The organism is Pseudomonas sp. XS1P51, assembly GCF_054897845.1.
In genome coordinates, this window is record NZ_CM142707.1 from 3,840,072 (window position 1) to 3,854,670 (window position 14,599).

At 59.3% G+C, this 14,599-nt stretch carries 13 protein-coding genes, 1 other RNA gene and 1 pseudogene; 5 read left to right on the forward strand and 10 right to left on the reverse strand.

Annotated features, from left to right (window positions below):
* Positions 1-5 precede the first annotated feature (5 nt).
* From mraY to rsmI, 9 genes are all read right to left on the reverse strand, one after another.
* Complete coding sequence (gene mraY, locus ACYZUD_RS17810) at positions 6-1,088, reverse strand: phospho-N-acetylmuramoyl-pentapeptide-transferase (RefSeq protein WP_462019482.1); 1,083 nt, start codon at positions 1,086-1,088, stop codon at positions 6-8.
* Positions 1,088-2,455 (reverse strand): UDP-N-acetylmuramoyl-tripeptide--D-alanyl-D-alanine ligase, encoded by a 1,368-nt coding sequence (locus ACYZUD_RS17815; RefSeq protein ID WP_462019483.1) that lies wholly within the window; start codon positions 2,453-2,455, stop codon positions 1,088-1,090. Before ACYZUD_RS17815 ends, mraY begins: the two co-directional genes overlap by 1 nt.
* Entirely contained in the window at positions 2,448-3,911 is a 1,464-nt protein-coding gene (locus ACYZUD_RS17820; RefSeq protein ID WP_462019484.1) for a UDP-N-acetylmuramoyl-L-alanyl-D-glutamate--2,6-diaminopimelate ligase, read from the reverse strand. Before ACYZUD_RS17820 ends, ACYZUD_RS17815 begins: the two co-directional genes overlap by 8 nt.
* On the reverse strand, positions 3,911-5,650 hold the full coding sequence (locus tag ACYZUD_RS17825) for a peptidoglycan D,D-transpeptidase FtsI family protein (protein ID WP_462025061.1): 1,740 nt from the start codon (positions 5,648-5,650) through the stop codon (positions 3,911-3,913). The genes ACYZUD_RS17820 and ACYZUD_RS17825 overlap by 1 nt, the downstream gene beginning before the upstream one ends.
* Positions 5,650-5,943, reverse strand: a complete 294-nt coding sequence (ftsL, locus tag ACYZUD_RS17830) for a cell division protein FtsL (protein WP_003205353.1) — start codon at positions 5,941-5,943, stop codon at positions 5,650-5,652. Before ftsL ends, ACYZUD_RS17825 begins: the two co-directional genes overlap by 1 nt.
* The gene (gene rsmH / locus ACYZUD_RS17835) at positions 5,940-6,887 is read right to left on the reverse strand and encodes a 16S rRNA (cytosine(1402)-N(4))-methyltransferase RsmH (RefSeq protein WP_462019485.1); all 948 of its coding nucleotides are present in this window, start codon (positions 6,885-6,887) and stop codon (positions 5,940-5,942) included. Before rsmH ends, ftsL begins: the two co-directional genes overlap by 4 nt.
* The gene (gene mraZ / locus ACYZUD_RS17840) at positions 6,884-7,339 is read right to left on the reverse strand and encodes a division/cell wall cluster transcriptional repressor MraZ (protein ID WP_201120587.1); all 456 of its coding nucleotides are present in this window, start codon (positions 7,337-7,339) and stop codon (positions 6,884-6,886) included. The genes rsmH and mraZ overlap by 4 nt, the downstream gene beginning before the upstream one ends.
* Before the next feature lie 353 nt (positions 7,340-7,692).
* Positions 7,693-8,046, reverse strand: an RNA gene (gene rnpB / locus ACYZUD_RS17845) — RNase P RNA component class A.
* 75 nt (positions 8,047-8,121) lie between these two features.
* Positions 8,122-9,027: a 16S rRNA (cytidine(1402)-2'-O)-methyltransferase gene (gene rsmI, locus ACYZUD_RS17850; RefSeq protein ID WP_462019486.1), complete on the reverse strand. Its 906-nt coding sequence runs from the start codon at positions 9,025-9,027 to the stop codon at positions 8,122-8,124.
* Between the two features lie 176 nt (positions 9,028-9,203).
* Between rsmI and ACYZUD_RS17855 the strand changes: the two genes are divergently transcribed.
* From ACYZUD_RS17855 to ACYZUD_RS17875, 5 genes and pseudogenes are all read left to right on the forward strand, one after another.
* Positions 9,204-11,015, forward strand: coding sequence for a penicillin-binding protein activator (locus ACYZUD_RS17855; protein ID WP_462019487.1), 1,812 nt, complete (start codon positions 9,204-9,206; stop codon positions 11,013-11,015).
* Positions 11,015-11,377 carry a YraN family protein gene (locus tag ACYZUD_RS17860; protein ID WP_019582357.1) on the forward strand — a complete coding sequence of 121 codons (363 nt, stop codon included), beginning with the start codon at positions 11,015-11,017 and terminating at the stop codon, positions 11,375-11,377. The genes ACYZUD_RS17855 and ACYZUD_RS17860 overlap by 1 nt, the downstream gene beginning before the upstream one ends.
* 104 nt (positions 11,378-11,481) lie before the next feature.
* The gene (locus tag ACYZUD_RS17865; protein WP_008025961.1) at positions 11,482-12,075 is read left to right on the forward strand and encodes a phosphoheptose isomerase; all 594 of its coding nucleotides are present in this window, start codon (positions 11,482-11,484) and stop codon (positions 12,073-12,075) included.
* Positions 12,072-12,650 carry a BON domain-containing protein gene (locus ACYZUD_RS17870; protein ID WP_462019488.1) on the forward strand — a complete coding sequence of 193 codons (579 nt, stop codon included), beginning with the start codon at positions 12,072-12,074 and terminating at the stop codon, positions 12,648-12,650. Before ACYZUD_RS17865 ends, ACYZUD_RS17870 begins: the two co-directional genes overlap by 4 nt.
* A 256-nt stretch (positions 12,651-12,906) precedes the next feature.
* Positions 12,907-14,068, forward strand: a pseudogene (locus ACYZUD_RS17875) (transposase).
* Between the two features lie 117 nt (positions 14,069-14,185).
* On the opposite strand, the gene ACYZUD_RS17880 reads toward ACYZUD_RS17875, so the two are convergent.
* Complete coding sequence (locus ACYZUD_RS17880) at positions 14,186-14,599, reverse strand: ClpXP protease specificity-enhancing factor (protein ID WP_008155980.1); 414 nt, start codon at positions 14,597-14,599, stop codon at positions 14,186-14,188.

The window sequence follows — 14,599 nt, forward strand, 5'->3', positions numbered from 1 at the left end:
TCGTTCTACCTCAGCTTCAGGGTGGCAAGGCCGACCAGTACGAGAATCACGGTGATGATCCAGAAACGGACGATCACACGCGGCTCGGGCCAGCCCTTGAGTTCAAAGTGGTGGTGAATCGGTGCCATGCGGAACACGCGGCGACCGGTCAGCTTGAAGGAAGCAACCTGGATGACGACCGACAGGGTCTCCATCACGAACACGCCGCCCATGATGAACAGGACGATTTCCTGACGGACGATGACCGCGATGGTGCCCAGGGCCGCGCCCAGCGCCAGTGCGCCGACGTCGCCCATGAAGACTTGCGCCGGGTAGGTGTTGAACCAGAGGAACCCGAGGCCCGCACCGATCAACGCACCGCAGAACACGATTAGCTCGCCTGCGCCCGGTACATAAGGGATCAGCAGGTATTCAGCGAACTTCACGTTACCCGACAGGTAGCAGAAGATGCCCAGGCCACCGCCCACCATCACGGTCGGCATGATCGCCAGGCCGTCGAGGCCATCGGTCAGGTTGACCGCGTTGCTCGAGCCGACGATCACGAAGTAGGTCAGGACAATGAAGCCCGCGCCCAGCGGAATGCTGTAGTCCTTGAGCATCGGCAGGATCAGGGTGGTTTCGACCGGTGTCGCGGCGGTCATATAAAGGAAGATCGCTGCGCCGAGGCCGAACACCGACTGCCAGAAATACTTCCAGCGGCTCGGCAAGCCACGGGAATTCTTCTCGATCACTTTGCGGTAGTCGTCGACCCAACCGACGGCGCCGAACAGCAACGTCACCAGCAACACAGTCCAGACATAACGGTTGCTCAAATCAGCCCAAAGCAAAGTGCTGACGCCAATGGACGACAGAATCAGCGCGCCGCCCATGGTCGGGGTGCCCGACTTGGACAGGTGCGATTGTGGACCGTCGTTGCGAACGGACTGGCCGATCTGACGGTTCTGCAAAGTGCGGATCATCCACGGGCCATAGCACAGCGACAAAACCAGCGCGGTCAGCACACCGAGGATCCCGCGCAGCGTCAGGTACTGAAAGACCGCGAAGCCTTTGTAGAACTGTTGCAGATACTCCGCTAGCAGCAGCAGCATTAATGTTTCTCCAGACGGGTCCCGCACAAAGCGGCGACGATGTTTTCCATCGCAGCGCTGCGCGAGCCCTTGATCAAAATGGTGGTGTTTGTGTCTTGCTCGGCGCCCAGGGCCTTGATCAGTTCAGCCTGAGTGGTGAAGTGATAAGCCTGCTCGCCGAAAGCGTTCACGGCATGGACCATCATTGGCCCGACGGCATACAGCGCGCAAACCTTGCCACGGGCGTACTCGCCCACGTCGCGATGTCCCTGCTGCGCCCAATCGCCCAACTCGCCGATATCCCCGAGCACCAGAACGGTGCGGCCGGAAAAGCCGGCGAGTATATCAACGGCGGCGCACATGGAGGTGGGGTTCGCGTTGTAAGTGTCATCGATGACGCGCATGCCATTGCTGGCCAGTTGCGCGACGGTGCGGCCCTTGACCGGTTGCACCGCGCCGAGGCCGGTGGCGATGCCGAACAGCGACACGCCCAAGGCATGAGCGGCAGCGGCAGCGGCCATCGCATTGGCGACGTTATGGGTGCCGAGCAGGTTCAGTTGAACCCGTTCCACACCTTCAGGACTGTGTAGGTTGAAGGCCGGGCAACCGCGCGCGTCGCGGTCCAGGTCGCTGGCATAGAAGTCGGCGCTGACGCTGCTGAGTGCGAAGGTCAGCACTTTGCGACCGGCGGCGCGGGTCTTCCAGATTTCGAACGCCTTGTCGTCAAGATTGAGCACGGCGACGCCATCGGCATCCAGCCCTTCGATGATCTCGCCTTTGGCTTCAACGATTTTTTCCGGCCCACCGAACTCGCCGACGTGGGCGGTCCCTGCATTATTGAGGATGGCCACGTGCGGTTTGGTCATGCCGACGGTGTAGGCAATTTCGCCGAGCCGCGAAGCACCCAGCTCGATCACGGCGGCGGTGTGTTCTGGCGCCAGTTCGAGCAGGGTCAGCGGAACGCCGAGGTCATTGTTCAGGTTGCCACGGGTTGCCAATACCGGACCACGGGTGCGCAGGATGCTTGCGAGCATTTCCTTGACCGTGGTCTTGCCGCTGGAGCCGGTAATCGCCGCCACAGGGTGGGTAAACGCAGCACGATTCATCGCACCCAACTGGCCCAATGCCTGGCGGGTGTCGTTGACCAGCAGTTGCGGCAGTGTGCTGTCGGCCACTTCACGCTCGACCAACGCCGCCACGGCGCCTTTTGCGGCAACGTCATTGAGATAGTCATGACCATCGAAACGCGGGCCGGTCAGGGCGATAAAGAGTTGGCCTGGCTGGATCGCACGGCTGTCGATGCTGACGCCATTGAAACTCGCGTCGACAGAGACCAGACGGGCATTCAATGCGCCAGTCAGTTCGCTCAGTTTCAAGGCTTTAAGCATGGGCCACCTCCCACGCGGTCAAGGCGTGATCGGCCTCGACCAGATCGGAGAAGTCATGGCGTTGGCCGTTGATTTCCTGATAGTCCTCGTGACCTTTACCGGCCAGGACAATCACGTCATCCACCGAAGCGCTGGCGATCAACTGGGCAATCGCCTGACCACGACCCGCAACGAAGGTGACTTTATCCACAGCCGTGAAGCCGGCGCGGATGTCATCGAAAATCACTGCAGGGTCTTCGGTGCGCGGGTTGTCATCGGTGACCAGCACGCCATCGGCCAGACGCTCGACCACTTCAGCCATCAGCGGACGCTTGCCGCGATCGCGATCACCGCCGCAACCGAACAGGCACAACAAACGGCCTTTGGCGTGAGGACGCAGGGCCCTCAAGACTTTTTCCAGCGCATCCGGTGTGTGGGCGTAATCGACCACCACCAAAGGCTGAGTGCCGCCGCCAAGACGCTGCATGCGACCGGCCGGGCCTTCGAGTTTCGGCAGGACCTTGAGGATTTCGTCCAGTGCGTAATCCAGGCCGAGCAACGCACCGACCGCGGCCAACACGTTGCTCAGGTTGAAGCGACCGAGCAAGGTGCTGCGCAAATGGTGCTCGCCTTGCGGCGTGACCAGCGTGGCGCGCACGCCTTCGTCGTCGAACTGGGCTTCGCGGCAATAGAGGTAGGCGCTGGAGTCTTCCAGGCTGTAGGTGATCAGTCGCGACTCGCGCTTTTCGGCAGCCAGTTGCCGGCCGAAATCGTCGTCGAGGTTAATCACCCGGCATTTCAAATCGTTCCAGGCAAACAGCTTGGCCTTGGCTTCGCCGTAGGCCTCCATCGTCCCGTGGTAATCCAGATGATCGCGGGACAGGTTGGTCATCACCGCCACATCGAACGCCAACGCGGTGACGCGGCCCTGATCCAGGCCATGGGAAGAAACTTCCATGGCCACGGCTTTGGCGCCGGCCTTTTTCAGGTCGGCGAGGGTCGCTTGCACGGCGATCGGGTTCGGCGTGGTGTGCAGGCCGCTTTCCAGCGCGCCGTAGAAACCGGTGCCCAGCGTGCCAACGATACCGCAATGTTGGCCAAGCAAATCCAAGGCTTGCGCAACCAACTGCGTCACGCTGGTTTTGCCATTGGTGCCGGTCACGCCGACCAGATTCAGGTGACGGCTCGGGTCACCGTAAAAACGCCCGGCGATGTCCGACAGCTGCGCCGCCAGGCCTTTGACCGGGATCAGCGGCACGTCGGTGATCGGTAATACGGTAGCGCCTTCGACTTCATAAGCCACAGCCGCGGCACCGCGCTGCAATGCGTCGGCGATGTGCGCACGACCGTCAAACTTGCCGCCAGGGACGGCGAGAAACAGATCGCCTGCCCGCACGTTGCGGCTGTCCAGGGTCAGTTCGCGGATCAACAGATCGCGACCGGCGTGGGCGAAAATCTTGTTCAGACTAAGAGACATCAGCCGCGCCCTCCATTGGCTTTCAGCGGGATGACCGGGGTTGCATTGGCTTGTTGAACAGGCGGCAGGTTGTCCGGGGTGACGTTCATCAGGCGCAAGGTCCCGGACATCACTTTGCTGAACACCGGCGCCGATACCAGGCCACCGAAGTAACCGGCCTTGGTCGGCTCATCAATCACCACGACGATCGCGTAACGCGGGTCGCTCATCGGACCGAAGCCTGCGAACAGCGAGCGGTAGGAGTTCTCGGCGTAGCCTTTGGTACCAACCGACGTTTTACGTGCGGTACCCGACTTGCCGCCCACGTGATATGCCGGCACCTGCGCACGGAATACGCCGCGCGGGGCTTCGATCACTTGTTGCAACATGGTTTGCATGGTTTTCGCGACCGCTTCGGGCAGCACTTGCGTGGTCTGCGGCGCCTTGTCGGTTTTGATCAGCGTCAGCGGCGCGAGGCGACCATTGTTGGCCAGGGCCGAGAAGGCGTGGACCAGCTGGATCGCCGTCACGGAAATACCATAGCCATAAGACAGCGTGGCGGTTTCAGCCTTGCGCCATTCGCGGTAGTTCGGCAGGTTGCCGACGCGCTCGCCCGGGAAGCCGAGGCCGGTGTCCTGGCCGAGGCCGACTTTCTGCGCCAGACGGAAAATCGTTTCGCCGCCGATATCGAACGCGACCTTACTCATGCCGACGTTACTGGAATTGATCAGAATGCCGGTCAGGTCGAGCACCGGGCCTTCGGTCTTCGATACGTCCTTGATGGTGTATTTACCAATCTGCAAGGAGCCCGGATACACCTCGACAGTGTCGGTTGGCTTCCAGCGACCGGTTTCGATGGCGGCGCTCATGGAGATCGCTTTCATGGTCGAACCCGGTTCGAACACGTCGATCATCGCGCGGTTACGCATCATCGCCGGTTGCAGGTTGCGACGGTTGTTCGGGTTGTAGGTCGGCTGGTTGACCATGGCGAGGATCTCGCCAGTCTTCACGTCCATGATCACCAGGCTGCCGGCCTTGGCGCCGTTCTCGATGATTGCGTTACGCAACTCACGGTTGGCCAGGTATTGCAGGCGCAGGTCAATGGACAACGCCAAGGGCTTGCCGGCCTTGGCGTTTTTGGTCACCTGAACATCTTTGATAAGTCGACCGCGCCGGTCCTTGATGACCTGTCGCTTGCCGGCAACCCCGGCGAGCCATTCGTCATAGGCCAGCTCGACACCTTCTCGACCGTGGTCATCGATGTCGGTAAATCCGACCATGTGGGCGGTGACTTCACCGGCCGGATAGAAACGCCGGAACTCTTCGATGCCATAGACGCCCGGCACTTTCAGATCGAGCACGGACTGGCCCTGCTCAGGCGTCAGCCCGCGCACCAGGTAAATGAATTCTTTGTTGGCCTGAGCTTCGAGACGTTCAGCCAGGGCTTTAGGGTCTTGCCCCAGAGCCGCCGCCAGTGCAGGCCATTTTTCTTTGGCCAGTTGCATTTCCTTGGCGTTGGCCCACAGGGTGGTGACCGGCGTACTGACGGCCAAAGGCTCGCCGTTACGGTCGGTGATCAGACCACGGTGAGCCGGAATCGGAATATGACGAACGCTGCGCGCATCGCCCTGGCCTTTAAGGAAGGCACGGTCGACCACTTGCAGGTCAATGATGCGCCAGGCAATCGCCGCCACCATGACGCCGAGCAAACCCAGCACCAGGCGGAACCGCCATGGGAACAGTGCGCCTTCGAGTTTCATCATGGCGCCACCATCTGCACTTCAGCGGCGCCAGGAATGCGCATCTTCAGTTGCTCGGTCGCCAGCACTTCGATACGGCTGTGGGCGGTCCAGGTGCTCTGCTCGAGAATCAACCGGCCCCATTCCGCCTGCGCCTTGTCGCGCACGCTCAACTCGTTATACAGCGAGTTCAACAGCTGACGGTTCCAGTGGGCGCTATAGGAGACACCGATGGCTGACACGAGCACGCCGATAAACAGCAGCAGCATGAAAAAGCTTCCGCCGGGAAGTGGCTTGGCGAAAAGCTTGCTCACCGCAGCTTCTCCGCGACGCGCATGACGGCGCTACGGGAGCGTGGGTTGGCTTTGAGTTCGGCCTCGGAGGCGGACTGCGCTTTGCCATGGACTTTGATTTTCGGTTCGAAGGCGACGTGACGTACCGGCAGGTTGCGCGGCAGGTTATCGGCTTCGCCTTTCACCAGTTTGCGCATGAACAGTTTGACGATGCGGTCTTCCAGCGAGTGGAAGCTGATCACCACCAGACGGCCGCCGATCTCCAGGGACTCCAGTGCGGCTTCAAGGCCGGCTTCCAGATCACCCAGTTCGTTGTTGACGTGAATACGCAGTCCCTGAAACGCGCGGGTTGCAGGGTTCTTGCCCTTTTCCCAGGCAGGGTTGGCAACTTTCAGGACTTCAGCCAGATCACCCGTGCGCTCGAACGGCTTGATGTCACGACGCTCGGCCACAGCACGGGCCATGCGGCCGGAAAAACGTTCTTCGCCGTATTCCTTGAACACCCGGGCGATTTCTTCCACCGGCGCGGTGTTGACGAATTCGGCAGCGCTGATCCCGCGGGACGGGTCCATGCGCATGTCGAGCGGGCCATCATTGAGAAAACTGAAGCCGCGCTCAGGGTCGTCGAGCTGTGGCGAGGACACGCCCAGGTCAAGCAGAACACCGCTGACCTTGCCGTCCAGACCGCGTTCGGCGACTTCAGAACCGAGCTCGGCAAAGCTGCGCTGCACAACGACAAAGCGGCCGTCTTCGGCCGCTAGCGCTTGCCCGGTGGCAATCGCTTGAGGATCTTTATCAAATCCGAGCACTCGACCATCGGGCCCCAGCTTGCTGAGGATCAACCGACTGTGCCCGCCTCGCCCGAACGTGCCGTCCAGATAGCAGCCATCAGGACGTACGGCGAGAGCCTCCACGGCTTCGTCAAGCAGTACGGTGATGTGGTTAAAGCCGCTATCAATAGTCACAGGATCAAATCACGCAGTTCATCAGGCATGGCGCCCGGTTGTTGAATAGCAGCCAGGTCAGCGGCAGAAACCGCATCCCAGGCATCCTCGTCCCACAATTGGAACTTGTTCAGTTGGCCTACCAACATCGCGCGTTTATCCAACTTGGCATATTCACGAAGACGCGGCGGAACCAGAAAACGACCACTGCCATCGAGTTCGAGGTCGACGGCATTACCAATCAGTAAACGTTGCAGGCGGCGGTTCTCTTCGCGAAGCGAAGGCAGTGCGCGCAGTTTGGTTTCGATAATTTCCCACTCATCGAGGGGGTAAACACACAAACACGGATCAACGGCATCAATTGTGATGATCAGCTGGCCGGAACTACGCGAAACGAGCTCGTCACGGTACCGGCTCGGCATGGCGAGACGGCCCTTTGCATCGAGACTGATAGCGTTAGCTCCGCGAAACACGTCAGCGTTTCTCCAAATATTAGCGTTTTGCGCTCAAAAAACCCACTTCATGCCACTTTCCGCCACTTGTGCACACTATAGGAATGCGGCCACTGCACCGTCAAGGCGCGGATTAAAGGAAAACCCTTACAGAACTGAGATTTAGGAGCGTATTAGGAGGGGTAACGAGAATCTGACGTGCCATTCAGCCCAATAACTTGAACCAGCACTGAGGGCTGCGCTCGAAAGTTAAAGTAATTTGTTAAGAGTAAGATTTTTTCGGTATTACGAAAGTGCTTCTGCTGATGTTTCTGGAAGGAGGGAAACTGCTACTACAGAGCCCTGCTCAATGATTCAAACAGGGAGGGAAAAAGGTGGAGAGTCGATCTGTAAGCCGGGTTCTGTCTTGAACAGTCATTCGTCTACGATGGCCATCACTGGACATCTTTAGCAACCTACCCGGTCCCAGCGCGGGCCACGCCTTGGGACCCTATTTGGTCTTGCTCCAAGTGGGGTTTACCTAGCCACGAACTGTTGCCAGACGTGCGGTGCGCTCTTACCGCACCTTTTCACCCTTACCGGCGCCGAAGCGCTTAGGCGGTTATTTTCTGTGGCACTTTCCGTAGGCTCACGCCTCCCAGGCATTACCTGGCACTTCGCCCTATGGAGCCCGGACTTTCCTCCCCCCCCTAATTTTCATAGAGGGCAGCGACTGTCCGATCGACTCTCCGCCGCGAAGGTTAACGGCAGAGCGGCCGAAGAACAAGCGTTAAACGCCGTCAGCCACGCCTGCACGTCGGGTTTTACTCGCCCTTCTGCTTATCCAGCGCTACCTGGTAAAGAACATTCTTGCGCTCGCCGGTAATTTGCGCCGCCAATGCCGCCGCACGCTTGAGCGGCATCTCTTCGAGCAACAGGTTGAGGATGCGCATCGCTTCACTGCTGACGGCGTCTTCGGTCTCGGGGGCGGACCAGCCGGCCACCAACACCACGCATTCACCACGCTGCTGATTGCTGTCCGACTCGACGAACTCGCGAAGCTCGGCCAACGGCAAACCTTTAAGGGTTTCAAACGTCTTGGTCAGTTCGCGTGCCAGCAATGCCGGACGCTCCGCACCGAACACCAGCTCCATGTCTTGCAGGCACTCAAGAATGCGGTGCGGCGCTTCATAGAAAATCAGCGTGCGCGGCTCTTCCTTTACGAGTTCCAGGCGAGCGCGCCGCCCGACTGCCTTGGCCGGCAGGAAGCCTTCGAAGATGAAACGGTCCGACGGCAGGCCCGCCGCCGACAACGCCGCAATCAACGCGCAGGCGCCCGGAACCGGCACCACATTAATTCCCGCCGCGCGGGCCTGACGCACCAGGTGATAACCCGGGTCGGAAATCAGCGGTGTCCCGGCGTCGGAGATCAGCGCCACATCGTCACCGGCGAGCAAGCGCGTAATAAAGCGGCTACCTTCATCGCGCTCGTTGTGCTCATGGCAGGCTGCCAGCGGCGTGGGAATGCCGAAGTGCTGCATCAACCGCTGGGAGTGGCGGGTGTCTTCGGCGGCGATCAAGGCGACCTCGCGCAGGATCTTCAGCGCACGCGCACTGATGTCGTCCAGGTTGCCGATGGGCGTCGCCACCACATAAAGCGAGCCAGCAGCGGAATTCAAAGCACCTGGAGCAGTCAAAGCGCACACCTCATGATCGGTAAAAGCCGCCATTGTAGCGCGTAGCGACGTTCGCGATACGCGCAAGCCACCCTCGGTTTTTCGGCCTTTTGTGCAGTACTGCAACATTTGCACGAGCTAAATTGATCGATTCACACCAGTAACATCGCGCCCCGGCCAGCGCTTGGGTACAATTCCACGCTAATTTGATCGAGTATCAGGAACACTACATGATCGCTTGCCTGCGGCTGTTCACTGCCCTCTGCCTCGCTGCCTTGCTGGCGGCTTGCGCCAGCTCGCCCTCTTCCAGCCTTGGCGAACTTCCACGGACCCCGGATGCCAGTATCGAGCAACTGCTCGACCAGGCCGCCAAAAGCAAAACCCCGGAACAAGCCGCCCTGTTGCGCCTGAGCGCGGCAGACCTGGCCTATCGCCAGGGGAATGCCGGCCAGTCCGCGCAAATCCTGCAACAAGTGCCTGTCGAGCAACTCAAGCCAGGCCAACAGGTCTTCGCCAGTACGCTGGCGGCTGAACTGGCCATGGTCCGCAATCAGCCCAAAGCGGCGCTGACTGCCTTGAGCCATCCGAGCCTTCAACGCTTGAGCGAATTGCCCGTCGAGCAACAGGTTCGCACCGGCACCGTGCATGCCCGCGCCCTTGAGGCCGATGGCCAGACCTTGGCCGCCGCACGAGAGCGCATCTTTATTGCACCAATGCTCGAAGGTGAAGCAGCGAGCAAAAACCACGAAGCGATCTGGACCCTGATCGCGTCGTTGCCGGCCGATCAACTGCAGCCGACTGCCACCGGCGACCTCGGCGGCTGGATGAGCCTGGCCCTGGCCGTTAAAACCGCCGGCACCCTGGAACAGCAGCAGGCCGCGATCGACACCTGGCGCGCCCAGAATCCGAAACACCCGGCCGCCATTCAACTGCCGCTGCCGCTGACCAAACTCAAGGAACTGGCCAGCCAGCCCCTGAGCAAAATCGCCCTGCTGCTGCCGCAAGACGGCCCGCTCGCGTCGGTCGGCAAAGCGCTTCGCGAAGGTTTTATGGCTGCGCACTACCAGGCGCAACAAGCCGGTCAGAAGCCGCCAGCCATCGAGTTTTATGACAGCTCGCGCCTGACCTCCATGGACGAGTTCTATCGCAAGGCCCAGGCCGACGGCGTTCAATTGGTCGTCGGCCCGCTGGAGAAGCCGCTGGTCAAACAGCTCAGCGCTCGCCCGCAACTGCCGATCACCACCCTGGCGCTGAACTACAGCGAAGGCGAACAAGGTCCGGCGCAGTTGTTCCAGTTCGGTCTTGCGGCTGAAGACGAAGCCCGTGAAGTATCCCGCCGCGCTCGTGCCGACGGCCTGCACCGCGCCGCCATCATGGTGCCGAAAGGCGAATGGGGCGACCGTGTACTCAGAGCGTTCAGCCAGGACTGGCAAGCCAACGGCGGCAGCATCGTCGCCACCGAGCGCGTCGATCAGCCGGTTCAACTGGCCCAGCAGATTGCCGATATGTTCCAGCTGCGTCAGAGCGAAGGTCGCGCCAAGAGCCTGCAGAGCACCGTTGGCTCGCAGGTAGCCGCCCAACCTTCTCGTCGACAGGACATCGAGTTCATCTTCCTTGCTGCAACGCCGCAACAGGCCCAGCAGATCAAACCGACCCTGAACTTCCAATACGCGGGCGACGTACCGGTTTACGCCACGTCCCACGTATTCAGTGCCAGCGGTGACGTGAACCAGTACAACGACATGAACGGCATTCGCTTCTGCGAAACCCCATGGTTGCTCGACACCAGCGATCCGCTGCGCAAACAAGTGACCACTCAATGGCCACAAGCCGCCGGCAGCCTGGGTCGTCTGTACGCGATGGGGGTTGATGCCTATCGCCTGGCACCGCGCCTGGGGCAACTCAAGGCTCTGCCGGACAGCCGCATCGAAGGTCAATCGGGCAGCTTGGGCATGACTCAGAATCAACGAGTGGTGCGTCAGTTGCCGTGGGCCCAGTTCGTCAATGGCCAGGTTCAACGCCTGCCGGATACTTCGCACTGATGCCCGACAGGTCACGCCAGCAAAGCGGTAAGGATGCCGAGCGCCATGCGCTCGAGCATCTTCAACAACAGGGTCTGCGCCTGCTGGCGCAGAACTGGTTGTGTAAACGCGGCGAGCTTGATCTGGTCATGCTTGATGGCGATACAGTAGTATTCGTTGAAGTCCGCTACAGAAAAAACACTCAATGGGGTGGCGCGCTCGATAGCATCGATGAGCGCAAACGGCAGAAGCTGATTTTTGCCGCGCAGTATTTTCTTCAGCGCGAGTCGCGTTGGGCCAATTCCCCTTGCCGTTTCGACGTGGTTGCCATCGACAGCAACCTCGATCAGTTGAATTGGTTACAGAATGCCTTCGACAGCTGATCGCGTACGTCCCGAACCGGACACTTTCACCCAACAATTTTGCTCTTTGCTTTGCGGGCTGCACATTCATGTGCCGAGTAGCCGCGCTAATTAAGGTCACACAGATGGACATGCAATCCCGAATTCGCCAGCTTTTTCAGGCCAGTATCGACACCAAGCAAATGGCGATGGACGTACTTGCACCGCACATCGAGCAAGCCAGCCAGGTGATGGTCAACGCCCTGCTCAACGAGGGCAAAATGCTGTCCTGCGGCAACGGCGGTTCCGCCGGTGACGCACAGCACTTCTCGTCGGAGCTGCTCAATCGCTTCGAGCGCGAGCGTCCGAGCCTGCCAGCCATCGCGCTGACCACCGACAGCTCGACGATCACCTCGATCGCCAACGACTACAGCTACAACGAAATCTTCTCAAAACAGATCCGCGCGCTCGGCCAGCCGGGTGACGTATTGCTGGCGATTTCCACCAGCGGCAACTCGGCGAACATTATTCAAGCAATCCAGGCCGCACATGATCGCGAAATGATTGTCGTAGCATTGACCGGTCGTGATGGCGGCGGCATGGCGTCACTGCTATTGCCCGAGGACGTCGAGATTCGCGTACCGGCCAACGTCACTGCACGTATTCAGGAAGTCCACCTGCTGGCGATCCATTGCCTTTGCGACTTGATCGACAGCCAACTGTTCGGGAGTGAAGAATGACCCCTAATCGCCTAGGCCTACTGGCCTTGACCCTGTGCCTCGGCATCAGCGGCTGCACCTCGGTGGTTAAAGCCAGCCGTGAAGCGCCGATTGAAGATGACCGCGGCACCCGCACCTTCGGCAGCAAGATCGACGACTCCCTGATCGACACCAAGGTCGGTGTGAACGTCGCCAAGGCCGATCCGGCCCTGGACAACGACTCGCACATCGTCGTCACCAGTTTCAACGGCGTGGTACTGCTCGCAGGCCAGACGCCGCGTGAAGACCTCAAGGCCAAGGCCGAACAGGCTGCCGCCGCGGTCCAGCGCGTGAAGAAGGTGCATAACGAACTGCAAGTACTGCCACCCTCCGGCTTCCTTGCCCGCCAGAACGACACCTGGCTGACCTCCAAGATCAAGACCCAGATGCTCACCGACCCGAACATCCCAGGCTCGCGCATCAAGGTTGTTACCGAGAACGGCATCGTCTACCTGTTGGGCCTGCTGACCAAGCAGGAAGCGGCTCAGGCGACCAACCTGGTGCAAGGTGTTTCCGGCGTGCAGAAGATCGTGAAGCTGTTCGAATACATCGACTGACACCTGCTTACTGGGTGATGGCATCCTTGGATCGCCATCGACCTGTAGGAGCTGTCGAGTGAAACGAGGCTGCGATCTTTTGATCTTTTAAAAGCAAAATCAAAAGATCGCAGCCTCGTTTCACTCGGCAGCTCCTACGTTTGAAATGGTGAAGTAATAAAAAAGGCGATCCATCCGCAGACTGTGTGAAAACCTAGCAATCTGCTGGCCGGTTAAAGAAAATGCCCGTATCGCGCAAGATACGGGCATTTTTCTTATGCGCTATATCCAAGGTGAAAACCGCTCCCAGACAGCACTGTTTCCAGTGTCGCTGGACGAACTTATTCCTGATGACCATCTGGTTCGCGTCATCGAAGCCTATGTTTCGCTTCTGGACTTTGAGCCACTGGGTTTCGACAAAGCCAGACCCAAGGCCACCGGACGCCCTTCGTACGATCCTGCCCTCAAGCCGCAAACAGATGACCCCGAAAAAACTCAAGCACCAGGACGCGGTGCTCAATCAGCGAATTGCGCGCTATCTGGCGCAGCTCGATGAAGCGGATCGTAATGAGGGAGGAGAGTCGATCAATCGCTCAGCCGTGCAAACGGCTCTTCGGGAGTTGCAGATAAAAAAGGCCAATAACCAGACCTGCCAAGGGCTGATGGAAGCTCAAGGTCTGGTTCAACCCATTGTGGGCGAGTCCGATGCGCAAAAAATGCGGACGCCTTCTGGCACGTTCGTGGCGTACAACATCCAAAGCGCTGTGGATGCTGAGCATTGTCTGATTCTGCACCACGAGGTAACTCAGGATGGCGCCGATCGGCAGCAGCTTGAGCCGATGGCAAAAGCTGCTAAAGCTGAGCTGAATCAATCGCAATTAAGCGTCACGGCCGATGCCGGCTACTCCAATGGCGAACAGTTTCAAGCCTGTGAAGATGCCGGCATCACGGCGTTCGTACCGCCTAATCGCTCGGTCAACAATCAAGGTGACGGTACTGAGTTTTTTGATCGCACGGACTTCAAATACGAGGAACAACGCGACGCTTATCAATGCCCTGGCGGTAAATTGCTAACACTTAAGCAGATTAACAAAGGCAATCGGATTTATCAGGCGACTATCGCCGATTGTGACGTTTGTCCGTTAAAAAGCCGCTGCACCCAAACGAGCCGCCGCTACCTCACGCGCCATGCTCATGAAGCCGCTTTTGAACGGATGGAGCAGCGAATGCGGGCCCATCCCGAGATGATGGTTAGCCGGCGATCCATCGTCGAACACCCCTTCGGCAATCTCAAGCAATGGCTATTTGGCAATGGCCGGTTCTTGCTGCGACAGCTGAAAGGCGCCAGAGCCGAAATGGCATTGGCGGTACAAGCCTACAACCTGAAAAGGGCGATCAAGGTGCTGGGAGCACAAAAGCTGATGGCGTTGATGGGCTGAGAGGCCCTTTATTTTTCAGATTTCAGAAAAGCAAATGCCCCGACAAGTCGGGGCATTTGTTTTTAAGCAGCGGCAGACTGCGTTTTCACACAGTCTGCATCCGGATCGCCTTTTTTATTACTTCACCACTTTCAAACTGGGTCGACCGCTGGGACGCGGCGGCTCGCTGTCGGGTGGCGGGATATCATCATCCGGCTCGATCTCTTCCTCGTCTTCCATTGGCGATTCCAGATCAAACACCATGCCCTGACCGTTCTCCCGAGCGTAAATGCCCAGGATCGATGCGATAGGCACGTACAGGGTGTGCGGCACGCCACCGAAGCGCCCCTCGAAGCTGACCGCTTCGTTGTCCATGTGCAAATGACGCACGGCCGCCGGCGATACGTTCAGGACAATCTGTCCATCACTGGCAAAACCCTGAGGCACCTGCACCGACGGATACTCGGAATTGACCAGCATGTGCGGGGTGCAATCGTTGTCCACAATCCACTCGTAGAGCGCGCGGACCAGATAAGGTCGACTGGAGTTCAT

Coding starts and splice junctions, on each gene's coding strand:
- ACYZUD_RS17880 (WP_008155980.1), bottom strand. CDS start 14,599: ATGAACTCCAGTCGACCTTATCTGGTCCGCGCGCTCTACGAGTGGATT.
- ACYZUD_RS17825 (WP_462025061.1), bottom strand. CDS start 5,650: ATGAAACTCGAAGGCGCACTGTTCCCATGGCGGTTCCGCCTGGTGCTG.
- ACYZUD_RS17870 (WP_462019488.1), top strand. CDS start 12,072: ATGACCCCTAATCGCCTAGGCCTACTGGCCTTGACCCTGTGCCTCGGC.
- ACYZUD_RS17865 (WP_008025961.1), top strand. CDS start 11,482: ATGGACATGCAATCCCGAATTCGCCAGCTTTTTCAGGCCAGTATCGAC.
- ACYZUD_RS17820 (WP_462019484.1), bottom strand. CDS start 3,911: ATGTCTCTTAGTCTGAACAAGATTTTCGCCCACGCCGGTCGCGATCTG.
- ACYZUD_RS17815 (WP_462019483.1), bottom strand. CDS start 2,455: ATGCTTAAAGCCTTGAAACTGAGCGAACTGACTGGCGCATTGAATGCC.
- rsmI (WP_462019486.1), bottom strand. CDS start 9,027: ATGGCGGCTTTTACCGATCATGAGGTGTGCGCTTTGACTGCTCCAGGT.
- ACYZUD_RS17860 (WP_019582357.1), top strand. CDS start 11,015: ATGCCCGACAGGTCACGCCAGCAAAGCGGTAAGGATGCCGAGCGCCAT.
- ACYZUD_RS17855 (WP_462019487.1), top strand. CDS start 9,204: ATGATCGCTTGCCTGCGGCTGTTCACTGCCCTCTGCCTCGCTGCCTTG.
- mraY (WP_462019482.1), bottom strand. CDS start 1,088: ATGCTGCTGCTGCTAGCGGAGTATCTGCAACAGTTCTACAAAGGCTTC.